The sequence below is a fragment of the Parahaliea mediterranea genome (assembly GCF_003402235.1).
GTDB classification, from domain to species: domain Bacteria; phylum Pseudomonadota; class Gammaproteobacteria; order Pseudomonadales; family Halieaceae; genus Parahaliea; species Parahaliea mediterranea.
In genome coordinates this window covers 34,070-55,700 of sequence record NZ_QEWO01000005.1, presented here as the reverse complement: position 1 = coordinate 55,700, position 21,631 = coordinate 34,070, and the positions used below count along the sequence as shown (strand labels likewise).

The window sequence follows — 21,631 nt, the reverse complement described above, 5'->3', positions numbered from 1 at the left end:
AGCGAGCGATACTTGGCCGATGAGGGAACAGGTGGGTCAGATGTTTATTCGGTGAGCTGGCCGTAAAACCGTTGATGCAGTTCAAGACAGCGCTGCAGGTGGGTGCGGTCGGTTTGCGCGGCTGGCTCTTGCATCGTCGACATGGGTGGCAGTTCCCTGATTTGGTCCCGGCCTATTCCACCGTCACCGACTTGGCCAGGTTGCGCGGCTTGTCCACATCGGTGCCCTTCTGCACCGCCACGTGGTAGGCCAGCAGCTGCAGGGCCACGGTATACACCACCGGCTGGATGACTGCCGGGCAGCGCGGCATTCTGAGTACGTGCACGCGGCTGTCATCTTTTAGCCCCGCCCGCTCGTCGGCAAACACAAACAGCTCGCCGCCGCGCGAGCGTACTTCCTCGAGGTTGGATTTCAGCTTCTCCAGTAGCTCATCTCCCGGGGCCACGGCCACCACAGGCATGTCGGCATCCACCAGGGCCAGCGGGCCATGCTTGAGCTCGCCGGCGGGGTAGGCCTCGGCGTGGATGTAGGAGATCTCCTTCAGCTTCAGCGCCCCCTCCAGGGCCACCGGGTACTGGATGCCACGGCCCAGGAACAGGGCGTGGTTTTTGAGGATGAAGGCCTCGGACAGGCGCTTGATATCGGCGTCCAGTTGCAGGGTGCGGGAGACGCAGTCCGGCAGCTGTTGCAGGGCGTCGATCAGGTCCCGCGAGGCCGCCTCGCTCAGCTGGTGGCGGCGCCCCAGGGCCACGGCCAGCATCAGGAAGGCCAGCAGCTGGGTGGTAAATGCCTTGGTGGAGGCCACCCCGATTTCCGCCCCCGCCCGGGTGAGGAACACCAGGTTGGATTCGCGCACCAGGGCGCTGTGGTCGACATTGGCAATCACCAGGGAGGCGATGAACTCCCCCGCGCCCTGGTCGCGCAGTGCGGCCAGGGTGTCGGCGGTTTCCCCGGACTGCGACACGGTCACCAGCAGGCAGCCCTCACGGCGGGCGCGGGCGCGATAGCGAAACTCCGACGCCACCTCCACGTTACAGGGAATGCCGCACAGTTCCTCCAGCCAGTAGCGCGCCACTAGGCCGGCGTGATAACTGGTGCCGCAGGCGACAATCTGCACCGCCTTGACTTGGTCGAAGATGGCGCCAGCACCGGCGCCAAAGCGGGCGTCTTCCACCTGGTGACTGGCGGCCAGGCCCAGGGTTTCTGCCAGGGCGCGGGGCTGCTCGTGGATTTCCTTAAGCATGTAGTGCTCGTAACCGCCGAGGTCATTCGATTCCACCGCCGCCGACACCCGCTGCATGGCACGCTCCACCACCTGGCCGCTGGCGTCTTCCACCTGCAGGCGGGTGGCGCTCATGTCCACCCTGTCGCCCTCTTCCAGGAAGATGAAACGGTCGGTGACCTGGCGCAGGGCCAGCTGGTCCGAGGCCAGGAAGTTCTCGCCGATTCCCACGCCAATAACCAGCGGGCTGCCCGCCCTGGCCGCCACAACCCGCCCGGGGTTCTCGGCATCGATGGCGGCAATGGCGTAGGCGCCCTCAAGGCGGGCGACGGTGTTTTTCAGGGCCTGGAAAAGATCCACCTGCTGCGCCAATTGCTGGTGCAGCAGGTGCACAATCACTTCGGTGTCGGTCTGGGACTGGAAGTCATAGCCCTGGCTTTGCAGCTCTTCACGCAGGCTCTCGTGATTCTCGATGATGCCGTTGTGAACCAGCGCCACCCGGTTGCCGGACAGGTGCGGGTGCGCATTGGCCGCCGACGGCTCGCCGTGGGTCGCCCAGCGGGTGTGGGCAATTCCGCTACAGCCGTGGTGCGGCGTCATGGCCTGGGCCTGTTCCAGTTCCGCCACCTTGCCCAGGCGCTTGTGCAACAGCAGGTTGCCCTCGGCGTCCACCAGGGCCATGCCCGCTGAGTCGTAGCCGCGGTATTCCAGGCGGCGCAGGCCTTCCAGCAGGATTTCAGACACTTCACGCCGCGCCGCGGCGGCAACGATTCCACACATAATCAACCCTCTCCCTGGGTGCTGGCGCCGGGGCGCTGCCAATTGCCAATGTTCCGCTGGCGCCCGCGGCCCACCGCCAGTTCATTCGCCTCCACCGGCTTGGTAATGGTGGAGCCGGCGGCCACAAAACCACCGTCTGCGATGGCCACCGGCGCAACCAGGGTACTGTTGGAGCCGACAAAGGCGCCTTCGCCAATCGCGGTGCGGTGTTTGTTCACGCCATCGTAATTGCAGGTAATGGTGCCGGCGCCGATGTTCACCTCGCCGCCCATGTCACAATCACCAATGTAGGACAGGTGATTCACCTTGCTGCCGGGGCCAATAGCGGCTTTTTTGGTTTCCACAAAATTGCCGATGCGGGCGCCGCCTGCCATTTCCGTGCCGGTGCGCAGGCGCGCGTAGGGCCCCACATTGCATTTGGCCGCCACCGTGCTGCCCACAATGTGACTCATGGCGTAGACCGTGGTGCCATTGCCAATGCGGCTGTTTTTCACCAGGCAATTGGGGCCGATGGTGACCCCGTCTTCCAGCACTACGTCGCCCTCGAATACAGCGTTCACATCGATAAACACATCGCGCCCGCACCGCAGGGAGCCGCGAATATCGATACGCGCCGGGTCCGCCAGCTGCACGCCATCCAGCAACAACTGCCGGGCCAGCCCCTGCTGGTAGGCGCGCTCCACCGCCGCCAGTTGCAGGCGGTCGTTAACCCCGAGAATCTCCAGCTCGGAGGCCGCCTGGTGGGTGGCCACACGATGGCCGGCAGCCACATGCAGGGCCAGCGCCTCGGGCAGGTAGTATTCGCCCTGGCTGTTGTCATTGCCGACCCGGGGCAGGTAGTCGTTCAGCAGTGCTGCCGGCGCCGCCAGCACGCCGCTGTTGATTTCGCCGATGGCGCGCTGGGCGCTGTCGCAGTCCCGATCCTCAACCACCGCGCAAAACTCGCCGGTTGCATCGCGCGCGATGCGGCCATAGCCCGCCGGGTCGTCCACCCGGGCGGTGAGCAGGGCCATGTCGCTGGTGGCGGCGGCCACCAGCGGTTTGAGTGTGTCCACGCCCAACAGGGGCACATCGCCATAGAGCACCAGTACCGTCGCTGCCGGGTCCACCTGGGGCAGGGCCTGCAGCACCGCGTGGCCCGTGCCCAGCTGCTGTTGCTGGGTCACCCAATTGACGGTGCGCGCGCTGAGCGCGTCGCGTACCTGTTCGGCGCCATGGCCCACCACCACGTGCAGGCGATCGGCGCCCAGCTGTTCGGCGGTTGCCAGCACATGGTCCAGCAGGGGGCGGCCCGCCAAACGGTGCAGGACCTTCGGTTTGTCGGAACGCATCCGCGTTCCCTTGCCGGCGGCAAGGACGATGACTTCTAGCTTCATAATGTTCCCCGGTGTTCTGTCCATTTGCCCTGCTGAACCTCCATGTCATTATTTTTTTGACACATTGCGCGCAGAAGGCACATAGTAATATTGCATTTTTTCAATACAACGCTATTTGTCAAAAAATCTATGACAACGATAAAGCTCGACGCGCTGCACCATCTGGACCTCGACGAACGGCAGGTGAAGATTTATCGCGCCCTGCTCAAGCTGGGCCCAGCCTCCATCCGCGACGTGGCCGCCGAGGCCGGCATCAATCGCGGCACAGCCTACGAAACCCTGAAGCAGCTCGCCACCAAGGGCGTGGTGAGCTACTTCCCCAAGGGCCGGCGCCGGGTGTTCCAGGCGGAAGACCCGGAACGCCTGATGAACCTGGCCGAAAGCAAGCAGCAGGCACTCAACCAGGCGGTGGAGCAGCTGCGCAATGACATTATTCCCGCCCTGAAGCAGACCCAGACCCCCTTCAGCCCCGGCAATGTCCGCTTTTATGAAGGGGATGACGGTGTGGAGCTGGTGTTGCGCGATCTGCTGGAGTGCGCCGGGCGCGACCCCAAGCGCGGCTATTCGGTGATCTCCACCCGCTCCCTGCGCGAACACCTGTACCGCCCCTTCCCCAATTTCACCCGCCAGCGGGTTGAGCGCGGCATCCGGGTGCGGGTGCTGGCGGTGGGCGCCGGTGGCGACGACGCTGAACTCGCCGAGCGCAAGTGGCTGCCGGCAGGGGAAGGCACCGACGCCTCGTACATCGCGATCTACCCACCGAAAGTGGCAATGATCACCCTAGCGGCCCAGAACTACCCGGTGGTGGTGATCATCGACTCACCGGCCATCGCCCATACGCAGCAACTGCTGTTCGATACCCTGTGGGGGCTGGTCTGAAGCGCGCTTTGCACAGGGCAAAAAAAACCCCGGACAATGCCGGGGTTGCTTGAAGACCTGTCGCTGCGATCAGCCGCGACCGGCGCGGTTTTTCATCTTGCGCAGTGTGGCAAGCTGGGCGGCGGCCTCGGCCAGCTGGGCGGAGGCGCGGCCGTAGTCGAACTCGCCGGTCTGGTTGGCCAGGGCGTGCTCGGCTTCCTTGCGGGCTTCCTCGGCGGCGGCTTCGTCCACGTCGTCGGCGCGCAGGGCGGTGTCGGCAAGGATGGTAACCACGCCGGGCTGCACTTCCAGGAAGCCGCCGGACACGTAGTACACCTCTTCGTCACCACCCTGGGTCACGATGCGCACCGGACCGGGCTTGAGGCCGGTCAGCAGGGGGGCGTGCCCGTAGTTGACGCCGAGCTCACCCATTTCACCGGTGGCTACCAGCAGCTCCACCAGGCCGGAGAAGATTTCCTCCTCCGCACTGACGATGTCGCAGTGAATTGTCATAGCCATAGGGGGCCCTCTACTACCCGTGCCTTAGAGCTTGTTGGCTTTCTCGACGGCTTCGTCGATGCTGCCGACCATGTAGAACGCCTGCTCCGGCAGGTGGTCGTATTCGCCAGCCAGGATGCCCTTGAAGCCGGCAATGGTGTCCTTCAGGGACACGTACTTGCCCGGCGAGCCGGTGAACACTTCCGCCACGTGGAAAGGCTGGGACAGGAAACGCTCGATCTTACGGGCGCGGTCCACAGTCTGCTTGTCTTCCTCGGACAGCTCGTCCATACCCAGGATGGCGATGATGTCCTTCAGCTCTTTGTAGCGCTGCAGTACGGACTGCACGCCGCGGGCCACGTCGTAGTGCTCGCTGCCGATGATCAGCGGGTCGAGCTGACGAGAGGTGGAATCCAGCGGGTCAACCGCCGGGTAGATACCCTTGGCGGCGATGTCACGGGACAGTACCACGGTGGAGTCCAGGTGAGCGAAGGTGGTCGCCGGTGACGGGTCGGTCAAATCGTCCGCCGGTACGTATACCGCCTGGATGGAAGTAATGGAGCCCACCTTGGTGGAGGTAATACGCTCCTGCAGTACGCCCATTTCCTCGGCCAGGGTCGGCTGGTAGCCCACCGCGGAGGGCATGCGGCCCAGCAGTGCGGACACCTCGGTACCGGCCAGGGTGTAACGGTAGATGTTGTCGACGAACAGCAGTACGTCGCGGCCTTCGTCACGGAACTTCTCGGCCATGGTCAGGCCGGTGAGGGCCACGCGCAGGCGGTTGCCGGGCGGCTCGTTCATCTGGCCGTAGACCATCGCCACTTTCGAGTTGCTCAGGGTCTCCACGTCAACCACCTTGGATTCCTGCATCTCGTAGTAGAAGTCGTTACCTTCACGAGTCCGCTCACCCACACCGGCAAACACGGACAGGCCGCTGTGCTCGGTGGCGATGTTGTTGATCAGCTCCATCATGTTCACGGTCTTGCCCACGCCGGCACCGCCGAACAGGCCGACCTTGCCGCCCTTGGCGAAGGGGCACACCAGGTCGATCACCTTGATGCCGGTTTCCAGCAGCTCTTCGGAAGCGGCCAGTTCTTCGTAGGTGGGTGCCTTGCGATGGATGGAGGCGCGCTCTTTCTCGCCGATCGGGCCGCGCTCGTCGATGGGGTTACCCAGCACATCCATGATCCGGCCCAGGGTTTCGACACCCACGGGAACGGAAATCGGCGCGCCGGTGTTTTCCACCGCCAGGCCGCGGGACAGGCCTTCGGATGAGCCCATGGCAATTGCGCGGACAACACCGTCGCCCAGCTGCTGCTGCACTTCCAGGGTCAGGCCCTTTTCGGTTACGGTCAGTGCATCGTATACCTGCGGCACGCTATCGCGCGGGAATTCCACGTCGATGACCGCGCCGATAATTTGTACGACTCGTCCGCTGCTCATGTTCGGATCCTCACTTTCAAATCAAATTCCGGATGGCCCGGGCACCTGCCCGTTGCCCAAATTCTTTCCAGGCCCTAGCTGATGGCCGCCGCGCCGCTCACGATCTCGGACAGCTCCTGGGTAATCGCCGCCTGGCGCGCCTTGTTGTAGATCAGCTGCAGGTCGTCGATCAGCTCGCCGGCGTTGTCGGTGGCGTTCTTCATCGCCAGCATCCGCGCAGCCTGCTCGCAGGCACCGTTCTCTACCACGGCCTGGTACACCTGGGACTCAATGTAGCGGGTCAGCAGGCCTTCCAGTAGTTCCTTGGCATCCGGCTCGTAGATGTAATCCCAGTGGTGGGCCATCTCGTCCGACTCCTCGGCCACCAGGGGCAGCAACTGCTCCACGCTGGGGCTCTGGGTCATGGTGTTGACGAACTCGTTGCTGACCAAAAACAGGCGATCAATCTTGCCGTCGGCGTAGGCGTCCAGCATGGTCTTGACCGAGCCGATCAGGTCGGACAGGGACGGCTCTTCGCCAATGTCGCGCACCGCCGCAGTGACGTTGCCACCGTAGCTGTTGAAGAACGCGGCCGCCTTGGCGCCGATCAGGCCGAGGTCGATCTCAACGCCCTGGTCCGCCCACTGCTTCATGGCCCTGACGGTGGCCTTGAACAGGTTGATGTTCAGGCCGCCACACAGGCCGCGATCGGTGGACACCACGATAAAGCCCACACGCTTGACCTCGCGTTCCACCATGTACATGTGGCGGTACTCGGGGGCGGCGTTGGCGATGTGGCCCACCACGGCGCGCATGCGCCGCGCGTAAGGCTTGCCGAGCTCCATGCGATCCTGGGCCTTGCGCATTTTGCTCGCCGCCACCATTTCCATGGCGGAGGTGATCTTCTGCGTGCTCTGGATGCTGGAGATCTTGGTCCGTATTTCTTTTCCGACTGCCATTTAAGCTGCCTCGGCCTTACCAGGTCTGGGTGGCTTTGAACTTCTCAAGCGCCGCCTTGAAGGTAGCTTCGACGCTGTCGTCGTACTTGCCGGTGGCCACGATGTCCTTCATCAGCTCGCCGTGCTCGGCGTGCATGTAGGACAGCAGGGCACCTTCGAAGTCGCCGATCTTGGCCACTTCCACATCGTTCATGTAGCCCTCATTGGCGGCGTACAGGAGCAAGCCCATTTCCGCCACGCTCTGGGGCGAGTACTGCTTCTGCTTCATCAGCTCGGTCACGCGCTCACCATGATCCAGCTGGGCCTTGGTGGCATCGTCAAGGTCAGAAGCAAACTGGGAGAAGGCCGCCAGTTCGCGGTACTGGGCCAGCGCAGTACGAATACCGCCGGACAGCTTCTTCATGATCTTGGTCTGGGCCGCACCACCCACGCGGGATACGGAGATACCGGCGTTCATTGCCGGGCGGATGCCCGCGTTGAACATGTCCGCTTCCAGGAAGATCTGGCCGTCGGTGATGGAGATCACGTTGGTCGGTACGAAGGCGGATACGTCGCCGGCCTGGGTCTCGATCACCGGCAGGGCGGTGAGGGAGCCGGTCTGGCCTTTCACTTCGCCGTTGGTGAACTTCTCAACGTAGTCGGCGTTGACCCGCGCGGCGCGCTCAAGCAGACGGGAGTGCAGGTAGAACACGTCACCGGGGTAGGCTTCACGACCCGGGGGGCGTTTCAGCAGCAGGGAGATCTGGCGGTAGGCCCAGGCCTGCTTGGTCAGGTCATCGTAGATGATCAGGGCGTCTTCGCCGCGGTCGCGGTAGTACTCGCCCATGGAGCAGCCGGCGAAGGGCGCCAGGTACTGCATGGCCGCCGGGTCGGACGCGGTGGCGGCAACCACGATGGTGTGCTCCATCGCGCCGTGCTCTTCCAGCTTGCGTACCACGGAGGCAACCGAGGAGGCTTTCTGGCCAACGGCAACGTACACACACTTAATGCCGGTGCCTTTCTGGTTGATGATGGCATCCACCGCGATGGCGGTCTTGCCCACCTGGCGGTCGCCGATGATCAGCTCGCGCTGGCCGCGGCCGATCGGCACCATGGCGTCGATGGCCTTGAGGCCGATCTGCACCGGCTGGTCAACCGACTGGCGCTCAATCACCCCCGGGGCGACTTTTTCCAGTGCGTCGGTTTGCTTGGCGTTGATGGGGCCCTTGCCGTCGATCGGGTTGCCCAGGGCGTCTACCACGCGGCCCTGCAGTTCGGGGCCCACCGGCACTTCCAGGATGCGGCCGGTGCAACGGCAGCTCTGGCCTTCGGCCAGACCTTTGTAGTCGCCCAGAATCACGGCGCCCACGGAGTCGCGCTCGAGGTTCAGCGCCATGCCGTAGATACCGCCGTCGAATTCGATCATCTCGCCGTACATCACGTCGTTCAGACCGTGGATGCGGATAATACCGTCGGTAACGGAAACCACCGTACCTTCGTTGCGAGCCTCCGAGGACACGTCGAGCTGGTCGATGCGCTGCTTGATGATCTCGCTAATTTCTGATGGATTCAGTTGCTGCATGCTCTGTTCCTCAATCCTACAAATTCATTGCTTCGGCGAGCTTGTTCAGCCTGCCGCGCACAGACCCGTCGATCACCAGATCACCGGCCCGGATTAATACGCCGCCGAGAAGGCTCTCGTCGGTGGAGGTGCTGACTTTCACCTCGCGCTCCAGTTTTTTGCCCAGCGCAGCCGCGATTTTGTCGCGGGCGGCGTCGTCCAGGTCGAAGGCGGAAATCACTTCCACATCCACCGACTTTTCCTGGTTGGCCTTGTACAGGGCGAACTGGGAATAGATTTCCGGCAACAGAGCCAGGCGCTTGTTGTCCGCCAGAATGCTGACAAAGTTGCGCGCCGGCGCAGCCAGCGCATCGCCGCACACATCGGTCAGGGTACGCGCCTGCTGCTCGTTGGTCAGCGCCGGGTTGCCCAGCACCGCCGCCATCGCAGGGTCGGCAACAACCGCTGCCGCGGTGGCCAGTTGCCCCTCCCACGCGGCCAGTTCACCCGCATCGCGGGCGTACTCGAAAGCCGCCTTGGCGTAGGGTCGCGCCAGTGTGCTCAGTTCAGCCATCGGTTCCTCGCTTTAAAGCTCTGAAGCCAGCTGGTCTACCAACTCGGCATGGACGCTTTTGTCGATGGACTTGCCCAGCACCTTCTCGGCACCGGCCAGTGACAGCGCCGCCACCTGCGCGCGCAATTGCTCGCGGGCGCGGTTGGTTTCCTGCTCGATCTCGGCCTGTGCGGACGCCTTGACCCGATCCGCTTCCACGGTGGCGGCCTGTTTGGCCTCCTCGACAATCTGGCTGGCGCGCTTGTTGGCGGAATCAATGATGCCCGCCGCTTCGCCCTTGGCTTCCTTCAGGCGTTCTACCGCCTTCTCTTTGGCCAGTTCCAGATCGTGGTTGGCGCGATCGGCAGCAGCCAGACCGTCAGCAATTTTCTTTTCGCGTTCCTGCATGGCGGCCAACAGCGGGGGCCACACGTACTTCATGCAGAACACCACAAAACAGACAAACGCGACCATCTGCCCGATAAGCGTAAGATTAATATTCACGCCGTGCTCCTCACAGATTACTCAAGGGCCGCAAAAAGCGGCCCCGTTCTCAGCCGTTGCTCGTACAGCCGTGGCTTAGCCGGCAACTACGAAGATCAGGTACATCGCGATACCCACACCGATAATCGGGATCGCGTCTACCAGGCCAGCGCCCAGGAAGAAGGTCACCTGCAGTTTGGGTGCCAGTTCGGGCTGACGGGCAGAGCCCTCGATCAGCTTACCGCCCAGCAGGCCAACACCGATGGCGGCGCCCAGACCGCCCAGACCCATCATGATCGCGGCAGCAACGTAGATTAATTCCATGGTTTTCTCCTAACGTTAATAACCAAGAGGTTGAGTTGATGTGTGAATCAGTGATCTTCGTGGGCCATGCTGAGATACACGATCGTCAGCACCATGAAGATAAATGCCTGCAGGGTGATCACCAGAATGTGGAAGATCGCCCAGCCGATTTGCAGCAGGCCAGCGGGAACCGCCCAGGCCAGGCCGGCGCTGAACAGAGCTGCAATCAGGATAAAAATCATCTCGCCCGCGTACATGTTGCCGAACAGTCGCAGGCCGAGGGAGAAGGGCTTGGCCAGCAGGCCAACCACTTCCATGAACAGGTTCACCGGAATAAACACCCAGTGATTGAAGGGGTTCAGGGTCAGCTCCTTCACAAAGCCGAAGCCCTTGACCTTGATGGAGTAGTAAAGCATCAGGATGAACACACCCACCGCCATACCCATGGTGATGTTCGGGTCGGTGGAAGGCACGATTTTGTGGTAATCGACACCCAGCAACATCATGGTGTGGGGAATCAGGTCGACCGGAATCAGGTCCATCAGGTTCATCAAAAACACCCAGACGAAGATGGTCAGGGCGAGGGGAGCAACCAGTTTGTTGCGCCCGTGGAAGGTGTCGCGCACGGTGCCATCGACAAAGTCGACAATCATCTCCACCGCGTTCAGCATGCCGCTGGGCACGCCGCTGGTAGCCTTCACCGCCATGCGGCGGAACAGCCAGCAGAACAAGATGCCAAGGCCGATGGACCAGGCCATGGAGTCAACGTGGATGGCATTGAAGCCCATGGCCGCGGCTTCTTCGCCGCCGTGGGCCATGACCCAGGCACCGCCTTCACCGACCACGGAACCGTCGTAGCGCTCGTAACCGGCAGGCAATTTGCCATAGGTGAGATTCGTCAGGTGGTGAACGATGTACTCGGATACGGTCTGGGTTTCGCCTGCCATCTAATCCAACTCTTGCGTCTGTACTCTTGTGCCGCCTACTGCCGCAGCAGCATCCAGCTTCCAGTAATCTGTATGACCAGCATTGCGATGTAGGTGCCAAACACCACCACCGGAAACACTGGCCGCAACAGGATGAATACCGCTGCGAATCCCGTCGCGCCAAGGAGAAACTTCACCACCTCTCCGGCATAGCCGGCGTTGGCTATCTCCCTGGCGGCACGCGCGCCGCGGTGGGCAAAGGCCTTCGCGGCAAACCACGCCTGCGGCACGATCGCCACCAGGCCGCCGCACACGGCGGACAGCACCCATTCCCGTTCCACAAACGCCAGCAACAAACACACCACGACCAGCACCATCAGTTGTGCCAGGCTGATGCGGTAAACAGGTGGTTTCGCGATTCGAGCGCCACCAACCGGTGGCATGGGTCTGCTATCGCGCCTGCTGCGCTGCTCCACGGGAAAACTTCATCCTTTTGGGCGCGCGCATTATAGGTGCAATGAGGGGTGGGTTCAACCGAGCCGAAGGGGAGTGGACAGCGAAAGTTCGCCGCAAGTTCCCCACAGATAGGAACAAATTTCTTGATGTTAACTTTTTGTTATCAGCAACCACACTATCTGGTGGCTGCCCTATTTTGATACACCACATGCTGTGGCATGACCGCGGCCGTGGCTATTTTATGTGGCTAAGAATACCGTCCAGCTCATCCAGGCTGCTGTAGGAAAGCACCAGCTTTCCACGGCCTTTGGCGCTGTGCTGGATCAGCACTTTGGCGCCCAGGCGCTGGGACAGGTCGTCCTGCAGCTGGCGGATGTTGGGGTCGATACGCTGGTCGGCCGTGGCACTGGCGGGCCGGTTTTTGGCGGCCAGCACACTGCGCACCAGCGCTTCGGTCTGGCGTACCGACATACCCTTGCCCACCACGGTGCGCGCCGCCTGGCTTTGGTCAGCGCCCGCCAGGCCCAGCAGTGCCCGGGCGTGGCCCATTTCCAAATCGCCGCGCTCCAGCAGCACCCGCACATCGTCCTCCAGGCTCATCAGGCGCAGCAGGTTGGTGATGGTGGTGCGGGATTTGCCCACCGCCGTCGCCACTTCCTGTTGGGTCAGCTCAAATTCCTGCTGCAGGCGCTGCAGGGCAATGGCTTCTTCCATCGGATTCAGGTCTTCACGCTGGATGTTCTCGATCAGCGCCATGGCAATGGCGGCCTCATCGGGCACATCGCGAATCACCGCCGGGATACTGTCCAGCCCGGCCAGCTGCGTGGCGCGCCAGCGCCTCTCGCCGGCGATGATCTCGTATTTTTTGTCGGAGATTTTGCGCACCACAATGGGCTGCATCACGCCCTGGGCCTTGATGCTGTCCGCCAGCTCCTGCAGTGACTCCGGGTCGATATCCCGGCGCGGCTGGTATTTGCCGCGCTGGATCAAATCCACCGGCAGGGTGCGCAGGCTTTTGTCGGCATCGGCCCCGCCCTGGTCAACGGCGGCTTCCGCCGAGGCCACGGCCTGCTGGGCGGTAGCAGAGGCACCGAGCAGGGCATCCAGCCCACGCCCGAGGCCGCGTTTTCTCGCTGTCATTGGCTGTCTCCGTCGGTTGCCATGATCAGGGTCGGGGTGACGATGGCGGCGCTGTCCTGGCTGTCATCAACCGCCGGCGCGGCGCCCTCATTGCGGCGAATAATCTCGCCGGCCAGCGCCATGTAGGCCTTGGAACCGCGCGAGTAGCGATCGTAGTACATCACCGGCACGCCATGGCTGGGGGCTTCCGCCAGGCGCACATTACGCGGTATCACCGTGCGGTAAACCTTGCCGGCGAAATGGCTGTGCAACTGGGCGGAGACATCGTTGGTCAGGCTGTTGCGCGGGTCGTACATGGTGCGCAGGATACCCTCCACGGTGAGTTGGGGGTTCACCGCCGCGGCCACCTGGGTGATGGTATCCATCAGGGCCGACAAACCTTCCAGGGCGTAGTATTCGCACTGCATGGCGATGATGACCCCCTCGGCCGCCACCAGGGCGTTGAGGGTCAGAAGGTTCAGGGAGGGCGGGCAGTCGATGAGGATATAGTCGAACAGCACGTCGACTTCTTCCAGGGCGTCCCGCAGGCGGCGTTCACGCCCGGCCACCCCCACCAGCTCCACCTCGGCGGCGGTAAGGTCGCCATTGGCCGGCAGCACCGAATAGCCGCCGCCTGAGTCCGTCACCACGATATTCAGCACCGGCACGGCGTGCACCAGCAGGTCGTAGATGCTGTGCTCCACCGCGTGTTTGTCGACACCGCTGCCCATGGTGGCGTTGCCCTGGGGATCCAGGTCCACCAGCAGAACCCGCTTTTTGGCGGCGGCGAGGGAAGCCGCCAGGTTGACACAGGTGGTGGTCTTGCCGACCCCGCCTTTCTGGTTCGCTACTGCGAGTATTCTGGCCACGCTGAATTTATGTTCCTATGTCCCTGTATCGATGGACCGATGGCCAACCGCCCGGCGCTCGCGGCCGGTCGCTGGGTCGACACCAAGCGGCAGGCTCAGCCACGCAGGGTCATGGCCACCAGATGTCGCTGCTGCGCAAGGCCCGGTACCGACACCTGCGTTACCGCCCGGATGTCGCACACGCTGGCCACGGCCTCCAGTTCCGCCCCGGGATACTGGCCTTTCATGGCCAGGAACTGGCCGCCCGGGGCCAGCAGGTGCCGGCAGCCGGCCACCATGTCCTGTAGCGAGGCAAAGGCCCGGGATAGCACGGCTTCAAAGGGCGCCGCGGGCTGGTGTGATTCGACCCGCGCATGATGCACGGCCATGTTATCCAAGCCCAATGCAGTTTTCACCTGAAAAAGAAAGCGGGTCTTTTTGGAGTTGCTGTCCAGCAGGTGAATCTCGCGCTCGGGATACACAATGGACAGGGGCACACCCGGCAGGCCGCCGCCGGTGCCGACATCGATCAGGCGCTGCCCGTCAACCAGCGGCGCAATGGCCAGACTGTCCAGCAGGTGCTTGCGCACCATGTCCGCCGGATCGCGCACGGCGGTGAGGTTATAGGCCCGGTTCCATTTGGCCAGCAGGGTGAGGTAATCCCACAGCTGCTGCTGCTGGCGATCGGCAAGGGCCAGGCCCAGTTGCCGACAGCCGTCTTCCAGCGCGCTGCGCAGGGCAGGGTCGATTCCCGCTTTGCCGTCTCCGGCCACAGCTTCTGCCACGCCAACCCCCTCAGGCGGACTGGCGCTGGCCGGCGCGCTCCAGCGCACCGCGTTTTTTCAGGTAGATCAGCAGCAGGGACACTGCCGCCGGCGTCACGCCGGGAATGCGGCTGGCCCGGGCCAGGGTTTGCGGTCGGGCATCGCCCAGCTTCTGCTTGACCTCGTTGGACAAGCCGTCCACCAAGCTGTAGTCAAAATCCTCGGGCAGCAGGGTGTGCTCGTAGCGGCGCAGGCGGTCAATCTCCTCCTGCTGGCGGTCGATGTAACCGGCGTACTTGGCCTGGATCTGCACCTGTTCCGCCGCCTGGGTATCGGCCAGGGGCTGTCCCTTGAGGCCGGCGATATCGGCGTAGGTCAGCTCCGGGCGTTTCAGCAGGTCGGCCAGGGAGTACTCGCGGGTCAGAGGCTTGTCCAGTTTGCCCGCCAGCTGCGCCGCCTCGTCCGTGGACGGGTGCACGAAAGTGGCCGCCAGGCGGGCGGTCTCGGCGGCGATGGCTTCGCGCTTGGCCTCGAAACGGGCCCAGCGGGCATCGTCCACCAGGCCGAGTTGGCGGCCCTTTTCGGTAAGGCGCAGGTCGGCGTTGTCCTCGCGCAGCAACAGGCGGTACTCGGCGCGGGAGGTGAACATGCGGTAGGGCTCGTGGGTGCCCATGGTGATCAAATCGTCCACCAGCACACCGATGTAGGCCTCGTCCCGGCGCGGGCACCAGGGGCTTTCGCCCTTCACCGCCAGGCCGGCGTTCAGGCCCGCCAGCAGCCCCTGGGCCGCGGCCTCTTCGTAGCCGGTGGTGCCGTTGATCTGGCCGGCAAAGTACAGGCCGGGCACGGCGCGGGTCTCCAGCGAGTAGTGCAAGTCCCGCGGGTCGAAAAAGTCGTATTCGATGGCGTAGCCGGGGCGGGTGATGTGGGCGTTTTCGAAGCCGGCGATGGAGCGCACCATGGCGTACTGCACATCAAAGGGCAGGCTGGTGGAGATGCCGTTGGGGTAGAGCTCGGTGGAGGTGAGCCCCTCGGGCTCGATGAAAACCTGGTGCGAGGTCTTGTCGGCAAAACGGTGGATTTTGTCCTCTACGCTCGGGCAGTAGCGCGGCCCCACGCCCTCGATCACGCCGGAGTACATGGGCGAGCGATCGAGACCGCCGCGGATGATGTCGTGGGTGTGCTCGTTGGTGTAGGTAATCCAGCAGCAGCGCTGCTCGGGGTGCTCTTGCACACTGCCCAGGTAGGACATGACCGGCAGGGGCGTGTCGCCCCACTGCTGTTCGAGATGGGTGAAATCCACCGAGCGCGCGTCAATGCGCGGCGGTGTGCCGGTTTTCAGGCGCTCCACTCGAAACGGCAGTTCCCGCAGGCGCTGGGCCAGGGCGATGGCCGGCGCGTCGCCGGCGCGCCCGCCGGCACTGTTTTGCAGGCCGATATGAATCTTGCCGCCGAGGAAGGTACCGGTGGTCAGCACCACCGCCGGCGCCCGGAAGGTCAGGCCCATCTGGGTCACCGCCCCGGCCACCCGGCCGTTTTCGATCAGCAGGTCGTCCACCGCCTGCTGGAAAATGCTGAGGTTTTCCTGTTGCTCCAGCATCTCGCGAATGGCGTTGCGATACAGCACCCGGTCGGCCTGGGCGCGGGTAGCGCGCACCGCTGGGCCCTTGCGGGCGTTGAGGATGCGAAACTGGATGCCGGCACGGTCGGTGGCCCGGGCCATGGCGCCGCCCAGGGCATCCACCTCTTTCACCAGGTGGCTCTTGCCAATGCCGCCGATGGCGGGGTTGCAGGACATCTGCCCGAGGGTATCCACACTGTGGGTCAGCAGCAGGGTGCGACAGCCCATGCGCGCGGCGGCTAGGCAGGCCTCGGTGCCGGCATGGCCGCCACCGATCACGATCACGTCAAACGATTGTGGGTAGTCCACGTTTGCTGTCCTCGCCCGCAGGCATTGGGATTTTGGGGCGGGCGATTATACGGCGCGGGCCGCCCTTGTACAAAAAATGTTCTGTTGTGCTTTGCGCTACCGTGTCCCCCCTCCGCTGCCCTGGCCGCTGTCATTACCCACCGGTGTTAGCGCTGGCGGTAGGGAATCTGGCAGTAGCTGATGCCCCGGGCCGGGCTTTGCCCGCGCTGGGCGAGGAACAGTTTCAGGGAGTTCATCGACAGGTCGATGTTGTTGGTGGGGCCGAGGTAGACATGATCGAGCCCCATGTCATTGCCGCCGGACGCTGCGCGCAGCTCAAAAGCGTACCAGGGCACCAGCATGGACGCCCCCTCGCGAAAGTGAATGGGGGCGGCGCTGCCATCCTCGATCACCGGCGACACAATGCGCCACTCCTGCTCTTCCTCGAAGGTAGGATGCTTGAGCAGGGCCGCCAGGCGCAACAGGCGGCCCTCGATGCGCTCGAAGATCTTCTGATTGGCACTCTCGTCACCGTCGGCGTAGTCCCCGGCGGCAGCGTAGGCCTCCACTCCGTCCACCACTTCCTCAATCAGGCTGCCCTGGCGCTGCGGGTCGTAAATGCAACGCCCCACCTGAAACTGCTGATGCCGGGCACAGGACAGGATGTGCTGCGGCGCAAAGCCGAGGCTGACGCCCTTGCCGTGCACGCTGTAGCCCCGCCACTGGCTGAGCAGGTTGCCGTTGGCGCGAAAGGACGCCCCGAACAGCATGGGGCCATCGACAATGCGATGACTCAGCCAGTCCGACAGCTGGTTGAGCAGGATGGGCCGGTCGGTGCCGGCCAGCACCCGCCGGTGAATGTGCTCGCCCATCAGCTCCAGGGTGTGGCGGATCTCGGTGGAGTCATTCATGTAGCGCACATCCGAGGCCCTGAGATGGCCCGAGTGAATGATGCCGAGCAGGCCGCTCAGGGAGGTGTAGTGATACAGGGTGTCACTGGGCGTTTCGGCGTAGAGCCGCTGGATGATGTTGTCGATCATGCTGATGCTTTTTTAGTCACTTCGCTCTGTTAAGTAGTATTGAATAAATACACTGTTATCTAGGTATATAGAGTTTAGTTTGTTGTTGTTGTTTTTATATGACCCGTCCTGTTCTGTGGATAGGCGCGATTTCCTATTAAAAATCAGTATCTTGCCCTTCGCATAACTGCCGCCGGAACACCTGCTTGCACAGGGTCAAAAGCCCTGCCCCGGCTGGGGAGGGATTGGGCACAGTTTGGCGCCCCTGCGCTCACTGGCGATTTATCCAGATTTCACCCCGCGCCGGTTCAGGGGCTGTCCCGTTATTACCCACATTTTCTGCGGATGGCCGCTGGGCGCGGTAACAGCTGCTGGAGCAACCCTGGAATTACCTGTGCATAGTGTGTGTAAATAATTCGGCCTGTGGGTAAATTGTGGGTGCCTTGTGCATGACCTGCGGTTAAGCTGTGCCCCGCCTGTGCATGGCTGGCGCCGCGAGGTTGCCGCGCGTTACGGGCTGTCTTGATTCGATACAGATACCCGTTCGGGTGCTGGGTTTTCCTCATGCAACATTCTTCAATCAGCCCCGCCTGGCTGGCAGTGCTGGGTGCCGTCGGCATGGCCACCATGGGCGTGATGGCGCGCTATTCCGGCGTCGATGCGGCGGTCATTACCTTTTACCGCCTGGGGCTTGGCGCCCTGTTCGTGGCCGGCCTGCTGCTGGCCTTGCCCGCCACCCGCTGGCAGCGGCCCCGGCTTGCCACCCTGCTGGCCGGTGCCTTGCTGGCCGGGTTTATCGTGTTCTATGTGCGGGCGATGGATTACACCACCATGGCCAATGCGGTGCTGACGGTGTATCTGGCGCCGCCGCTGGCGGCCCTGGCGGGGCACTTTATCTGGCATGAGCGGCTCAACCGCTGGCAGGCGCTGTGCATTGGCCTGGCTTTGCTGGGTTTTGCCATGATGATGGAGTTTCGCCTGACCCTGTCGGCGGGGGATCTTTTGGGGCTCGGCTTTGCCGGCCTCGCCCTGCTCTGCTACGCCGTCTTCATGCTGCTGAACCGCCACAGTCCGGCGCGAATTCCGCCGCTGCAGGCAGTGTTCTGGCAATTGCTGGTGGGAGCGCTGGTGATGCTGTGCGTGGCAGGGCCTCATGCCCTGCAGGTGCCGGCCCAGGCCCTGCCCTGGATGCTGGCGACCGGCCTGCTGCCGGGCTTTGCGGCACTGACGCTGACAGTGCTCGCCATGCAGCGCCTGCCCACCGCCCAGTTCGGGACACTGGCCTATAGCGAGCCGGTGGCGGTGATTGTGTTTGGCTGGCTGCTGTTTGCCGAGACCCTGTCGCCACTGCAGGCGGCGGGTTGTGTGCTGATTATTGCCGCGGGCATGGCGCAGGCAAGGGGGTCTGCGCAGCAGGCGCCGGTGGTGCCGCTACTTGCCGATGCAGAAGCTGGAGAAAATCTCGCCCAGTAGGTCGTCGCTGCTGATGGCGCCGGTAATGGTGCCGAGGGCGTTGTGGCAGTGGCGCAGGTCTTCGGCCAGCAGTTCCCCGGCGCCGGCCTGTTGCAGCTGGCGTTGGCCGGCGTCGAGGTAGCCGGCCGCTGTTTCCAGCGCTTCGAGGTGGCGCCGCCGGGCGCTGAAGCTGGCGCCGCCGGCGTCGCTGTAGCCCATGCACTGTTTTAGGTGATCGCGCAGCAATCCCATGCCGGCGCCGGTGAGCGCGGACAATTCAATGATGGTATCGCCGCCCTGCTGGATCAGCGCCGGGGGGCGGCCGCTGAGGTCGGCCTTGTTGTGCACCACGGTGACCGGTAGCTCGCCTCCCAGGCGCTGGTTTTTTTCGGGCCACAGGGCGGCGCTGGCGATATCCGCGTCGGCGGAGCTGCCATCCACCACCAGCAGGATGCGATCGGCGGTGGCCATTTCCTCCCAGGCCCGGCGAATACCCTCCTGCTCGACGATATCGGCGGATTCGCGCAAACCGGCGGTATCGACAATGTGCAGGGGCATGCCGTCAATCTGGATATGCTCGCGCAGCACATCGCGGGTGGTGCCCTCAATGGGGGTCACGATGGCGGTGTCCTGCCCGGCGAGGGCGTTCAGCAGGCTCGACTTGCCCGCGTTGGGGCGCCCGGCAATCACCAGTTTCATGCCCTCCTGCAGCAGGCTGCCCTGGCGGGCGGACTGCATGACCTCCCGCAGCTGCTGCTGCAGGGTGCGGACCTGCTCGGCCACCTTCCCGTCGGCAAGAAAGTCGATTTCCTCCTCCGGGAAGTCAATGGCGGCTTCCACGTAGACCCGCAGCCGGGTTACCGCCTCCACCAGATGGTCGATGGCCCGCGAAAAAGCCCCCTGCAGGGAGCGCGTGGCCGACAGTGCGGCCTGCTCGGTGGTGCTGTTGATGAGGTCGGCAATGGCCTCGGCCTGGGCCAGGTCCAGTTTGTCGTTGAGGAAGGCGCGCTCGGAAAACTCCCCTGGCCGCGCCAGGCGAGCGCCGGCGGCGCAGCAGGCTTTCAGCAGCAAATCGAGAATCACCGGGCCGCCGTGGCCCTGCAGCTCCACCACGTCCTCGCCGGTAAAGGAGTTCGGGGCGGGAAAATAAAGCGCAATGCCGCTATCCAACGGCGCGTTGTCGCCATTGCTAAAGGAGCGGAAGTGGGCGTGGCGCGGGGTGAGTGCGCCGCCGCACAGGCGCTCGCCAATAGCGCGAGCGGCGGGGCCGGACAGGCGCACTATGCCCACCCCGCCGCGACCGGGGGCGGTGGCGATGGCGGCGATGGTATCGCCGTCAAGGGAAGACAGTGCGCTCATGGCTGCAGTATACGGAGGCGGCGGCGGGGAAAGAATGCCGCCGCCGTGTGAATCAGGCGGCGGCGCCCTGCTTCTCAATCTGGCGGGTAATCACCCACTGCTGGGCCATGGACAGCAGGTTGTTCACCACCCAGTACAGCACCAGGCCGGCGGGGAACCACAGAAAGAAGAAGGTGAATACGATCGGCATCCACTGCATGATCTTGGCCTGCATTGGGTCCGGTGGCGGCGGGTTCAGCTTCTGCATGAACCACATGCTGGCGCCCATCAGCAACGGCAGCACAAAGTAGGGATCCATGACCGACAGGTCCTTGATCCACAGCATGAAGGGCGCGTGGCGCAGTTCCACGGACTCCATCAGCACCCAGTACAGGGCGATGAACACCGGCATCTGTACCAGGATGGGCAGGCAGCCGCCCATCGGGTTGATCTTCTCCTTGCGGTACAGCTCCATCATGGCCTGCGACTGCTTCTGTTTGTCGTCGCCGTACTGCTCGCGGATGTCCTGCATTTTCGGGGCAACCCGGCGCATGTTGGCCATGGAGCGGTAGCTGGTGGCGGAGAGTTTGAAGAAGGCGGCCTTGATCAGCACCGTGAGCACTATAATGGCCACGCCCCAGTTGCCCACCAGGGAGTGAATCTTGGTCAGCAGCCAGAACAGTGGTTGGGCAATCCACCACAGCCAGCCGTAATCCACCGACAGGTCCAGGTAGGGCGAGATGGCTTCCAGCCGGTACTGGTCTTTCGGGCCGGCGTAGAACTCGGCGCCGGTCTTGCCGCTTTCACCGGGCAGCACAACCAGCGCCGGGCTGGTGAAGCCGGCGATGTTAAAGCCGTTGCTGGTGACCCGGGTGCTGTAGGTGTGGGTCTGCCCGGGGGCGGGGATCCACGCGCTCAGGAAGTAGTGCTGGATCATGGCGATCCAGCCATCCGGCAGCTGTGCCTTGAAGGGCTCTTCACGCATGTCATCAAAGCTGAACTTGGTGAAGCGCTCGTCGGGCTGGGTAATTGCCGCGCCGAGGAAGGGTTTGATACCCATGCCGCCAGTGTCGGCATTGGGGGGCGGGCTGCTGTCGCGCTTGAGCTGGCCGAACAGGTTGGCCTGGAAGCGCTGCGCGCTGTTGTTCTGTACCAGGTATTCCATCTGCACGAGATAGTGCTCGCGGCGGAAGGTATAGCGTTTGGTGACCTTTACACCCTTATCATTGGCCCACAGCAGGTCCACCTGCAGGCTGTCTTGGCCCGGGGCGAGATGGTATTCGCTTTGCGCGCTGCTAAAGCGCGCCCGGCCCCCGGCGTCGATGCCATCGGGCCCGATCAGCCCGGATTGGGCAATGTAGGTGCGCCCGGTATTCTGCTCCAGCAGGACAAAGGGCTTGCCCTCCAGGGATTCCAGGTGCTCCACCAGAGCCAGCTCGACAATGTCGCCGCCGCGCAAATCGATGGCCACCTGCAACTCATCGGTGAATACCCGCACGATGGCATCACTGGCGTTTTGCTGGGCAGCCGGCTTCTGCTCCGGTGCCGTCGCTGTCGCGTCGGCGGGTGGCGCGGGCAGGTCATCCAGGCCCGGCGCCGGACCGTCGGCGGGGGCCGGCATTGCGGGCAGGTCCACGTCGCTGCCCACCACGGCGGCGTTCGCGCTTTCGGTGAGGCGGGTGGTGAGCGGCGCACCAGCCTGGGTTTTGGCCTCCTTGAAAGCCACCCACTCGGTCAGCAGCATGAAGGAGAGCACGGCAATGGCGCCGATCAGCAGTGAGCGTTGCAAATCCATAGTCGGTCGTG

Annotated in this window: 20 protein-coding genes; 2 read left to right on the top strand and 18 right to left on the bottom strand. The window is 63.6% G+C overall.

All coding sequences use genetic code 11. The annotated features are described in order from the left end of the window. Nucleotides 1-172: 172 nt before the first annotated feature. Both glmS and glmU read right to left on the bottom strand, forming a co-directional pair. A complete protein-coding gene (glmS, locus tag DDZ17_RS15085) occupies nucleotides 173-2,002 on the bottom strand; it encodes a glutamine--fructose-6-phosphate transaminase (isomerizing) (protein WP_116367804.1) in 1,830 nt (609 codons plus the stop codon). A gap of 2 nt (nucleotides 2,003-2,004) precedes the next feature. After that, a complete protein-coding gene (glmU, locus tag DDZ17_RS15080) occupies nucleotides 2,005-3,378 on the bottom strand; it encodes a bifunctional UDP-N-acetylglucosamine diphosphorylase/glucosamine-1-phosphate N-acetyltransferase GlmU (protein WP_116367803.1) in 1,374 nt (457 codons plus the stop codon). Nucleotides 3,379-3,507: 129 nt separating this feature from the next. Here glmU and DDZ17_RS15075 point away from each other — a divergent pair, with 129 nt between their 5' ends. Next, a complete protein-coding gene (locus DDZ17_RS15075) occupies nucleotides 3,508-4,257 on the top strand; it encodes a TrmB family transcriptional regulator (protein ID WP_170150223.1) in 750 nt (249 codons plus the stop codon). Nucleotides 4,258-4,326: 69 nt separating this feature from the next. On the opposite strand, the gene DDZ17_RS15070 is transcribed toward DDZ17_RS15075, so the two are convergent. The 14 genes from DDZ17_RS15070 to DDZ17_RS15005 all read right to left on the bottom strand — a co-directional run bounded on the left by DDZ17_RS15070 (nucleotide 4,327) and on the right by DDZ17_RS15005 (nucleotide 17,056). After that, nucleotides 4,327-4,755 carry a F0F1 ATP synthase subunit epsilon gene (locus DDZ17_RS15070; RefSeq protein WP_116367802.1) on the bottom strand — a complete coding sequence of 143 codons (429 nt, stop codon included), beginning with the start codon at nucleotides 4,753-4,755 and terminating at the stop codon, nucleotides 4,327-4,329. Nucleotides 4,756-4,779: 24 nt separating this feature from the next. After that, the gene (gene atpD / locus DDZ17_RS15065) at nucleotides 4,780-6,177 is read right to left on the bottom strand and encodes a F0F1 ATP synthase subunit beta (protein WP_116367801.1); all 1,398 of its coding nucleotides are present in this window, start codon (nucleotides 6,175-6,177) and stop codon (nucleotides 4,780-4,782) included. A 74-nt stretch (nucleotides 6,178-6,251) separates the two neighbouring features. Beyond that, complete coding sequence (gene atpG, locus DDZ17_RS15060) at nucleotides 6,252-7,115, bottom strand: F0F1 ATP synthase subunit gamma (RefSeq protein WP_116367800.1); 864 nt, start codon at nucleotides 7,113-7,115, stop codon at nucleotides 6,252-6,254. 16 nt (nucleotides 7,116-7,131) lie between these two features. Beyond that, nucleotides 7,132-8,676, bottom strand: coding sequence for a F0F1 ATP synthase subunit alpha (gene atpA / locus DDZ17_RS15055; protein ID WP_116367799.1), 1,545 nt, complete (start codon nucleotides 8,674-8,676; stop codon nucleotides 7,132-7,134). A gap of 16 nt (nucleotides 8,677-8,692) precedes the next feature. Continuing rightward, entirely contained in the window at nucleotides 8,693-9,229 is a 537-nt protein-coding gene (locus DDZ17_RS15050) for a F0F1 ATP synthase subunit delta (protein WP_116367798.1), read from the bottom strand. Nucleotides 9,230-9,241: 12 nt separating this feature from the next. After that, complete coding sequence (locus tag DDZ17_RS15045; RefSeq protein WP_116367797.1) at nucleotides 9,242-9,712, bottom strand: F0F1 ATP synthase subunit B; 471 nt, start codon at nucleotides 9,710-9,712, stop codon at nucleotides 9,242-9,244. Between the two features lie 75 nt (nucleotides 9,713-9,787). Further along, nucleotides 9,788-10,015 (bottom strand): F0F1 ATP synthase subunit C, encoded by a 228-nt coding sequence (gene atpE, locus DDZ17_RS15040; protein WP_009020576.1) that lies wholly within the window; start codon nucleotides 10,013-10,015, stop codon nucleotides 9,788-9,790. A 47-nt stretch (nucleotides 10,016-10,062) separates the two neighbouring features. Then, nucleotides 10,063-10,941 carry a F0F1 ATP synthase subunit A gene (gene atpB, locus DDZ17_RS15035; RefSeq protein ID WP_116367796.1) on the bottom strand — a complete coding sequence of 293 codons (879 nt, stop codon included), beginning with the start codon at nucleotides 10,939-10,941 and terminating at the stop codon, nucleotides 10,063-10,065. Between the two features lie 35 nt (nucleotides 10,942-10,976). Continuing rightward, nucleotides 10,977-11,396, bottom strand: coding sequence for an ATP synthase subunit I (locus DDZ17_RS15030; RefSeq protein ID WP_157976673.1), 420 nt, complete (start codon nucleotides 11,394-11,396; stop codon nucleotides 10,977-10,979). A 214-nt stretch (nucleotides 11,397-11,610) separates the two neighbouring features. Then, entirely contained in the window at nucleotides 11,611-12,516 is a 906-nt protein-coding gene (locus DDZ17_RS15025) for a ParB/RepB/Spo0J family partition protein (protein ID WP_116367794.1), read from the bottom strand. Beyond that, the gene (locus DDZ17_RS15020) at nucleotides 12,513-13,364 is read right to left on the bottom strand and encodes a ParA family protein (protein ID WP_116367793.1); all 852 of its coding nucleotides are present in this window, start codon (nucleotides 13,362-13,364) and stop codon (nucleotides 12,513-12,515) included. The genes DDZ17_RS15025 and DDZ17_RS15020 overlap by 4 nt, the downstream gene beginning before the upstream one ends. A gap of 95 nt (nucleotides 13,365-13,459) precedes the next feature. Next, the gene (rsmG, locus tag DDZ17_RS15015) at nucleotides 13,460-14,128 is read right to left on the bottom strand and encodes a 16S rRNA (guanine(527)-N(7))-methyltransferase RsmG (RefSeq protein ID WP_421910270.1); all 669 of its coding nucleotides are present in this window, start codon (nucleotides 14,126-14,128) and stop codon (nucleotides 13,460-13,462) included. A gap of 10 nt (nucleotides 14,129-14,138) precedes the next feature. Continuing rightward, nucleotides 14,139-16,037, bottom strand: coding sequence for a tRNA uridine-5-carboxymethylaminomethyl(34) synthesis enzyme MnmG (mnmG, locus tag DDZ17_RS15010; RefSeq protein WP_116367792.1), 1,899 nt, complete (start codon nucleotides 16,035-16,037; stop codon nucleotides 14,139-14,141). A gap of 146 nt (nucleotides 16,038-16,183) precedes the next feature. Beyond that, entirely contained in the window at nucleotides 16,184-17,056 is an 873-nt protein-coding gene (locus DDZ17_RS15005) for a DUF2971 domain-containing protein (RefSeq protein ID WP_116367791.1), read from the bottom strand. Nucleotides 17,057-17,599: 543 nt separating this feature from the next. On the opposite strand from DDZ17_RS15005, the gene DDZ17_RS15000 reads away from it, so the two are divergent. After that, nucleotides 17,600-18,508: a DMT family transporter gene (locus DDZ17_RS15000; protein ID WP_116367790.1), complete on the top strand. Its 909-nt coding sequence runs from the start codon at nucleotides 17,600-17,602 to the stop codon at nucleotides 18,506-18,508. On the opposite strand, the gene mnmE is transcribed toward DDZ17_RS15000, so the two are convergent. Further along, nucleotides 18,467-19,846 (bottom strand): tRNA uridine-5-carboxymethylaminomethyl(34) synthesis GTPase MnmE, encoded by a 1,380-nt coding sequence (gene mnmE / locus DDZ17_RS14995; protein ID WP_116367789.1) that lies wholly within the window; start codon nucleotides 19,844-19,846, stop codon nucleotides 18,467-18,469. The genes DDZ17_RS15000 and mnmE overlap by 42 nt on opposite strands. Before the next feature lie 52 nt (nucleotides 19,847-19,898). Beyond that, the gene (gene yidC, locus DDZ17_RS14990; RefSeq protein ID WP_116367788.1) at nucleotides 19,899-21,620 is read right to left on the bottom strand and encodes a membrane protein insertase YidC; all 1,722 of its coding nucleotides are present in this window, start codon (nucleotides 21,618-21,620) and stop codon (nucleotides 19,899-19,901) included. Nucleotides 21,621-21,631: the final 11 nt, after the last annotated feature.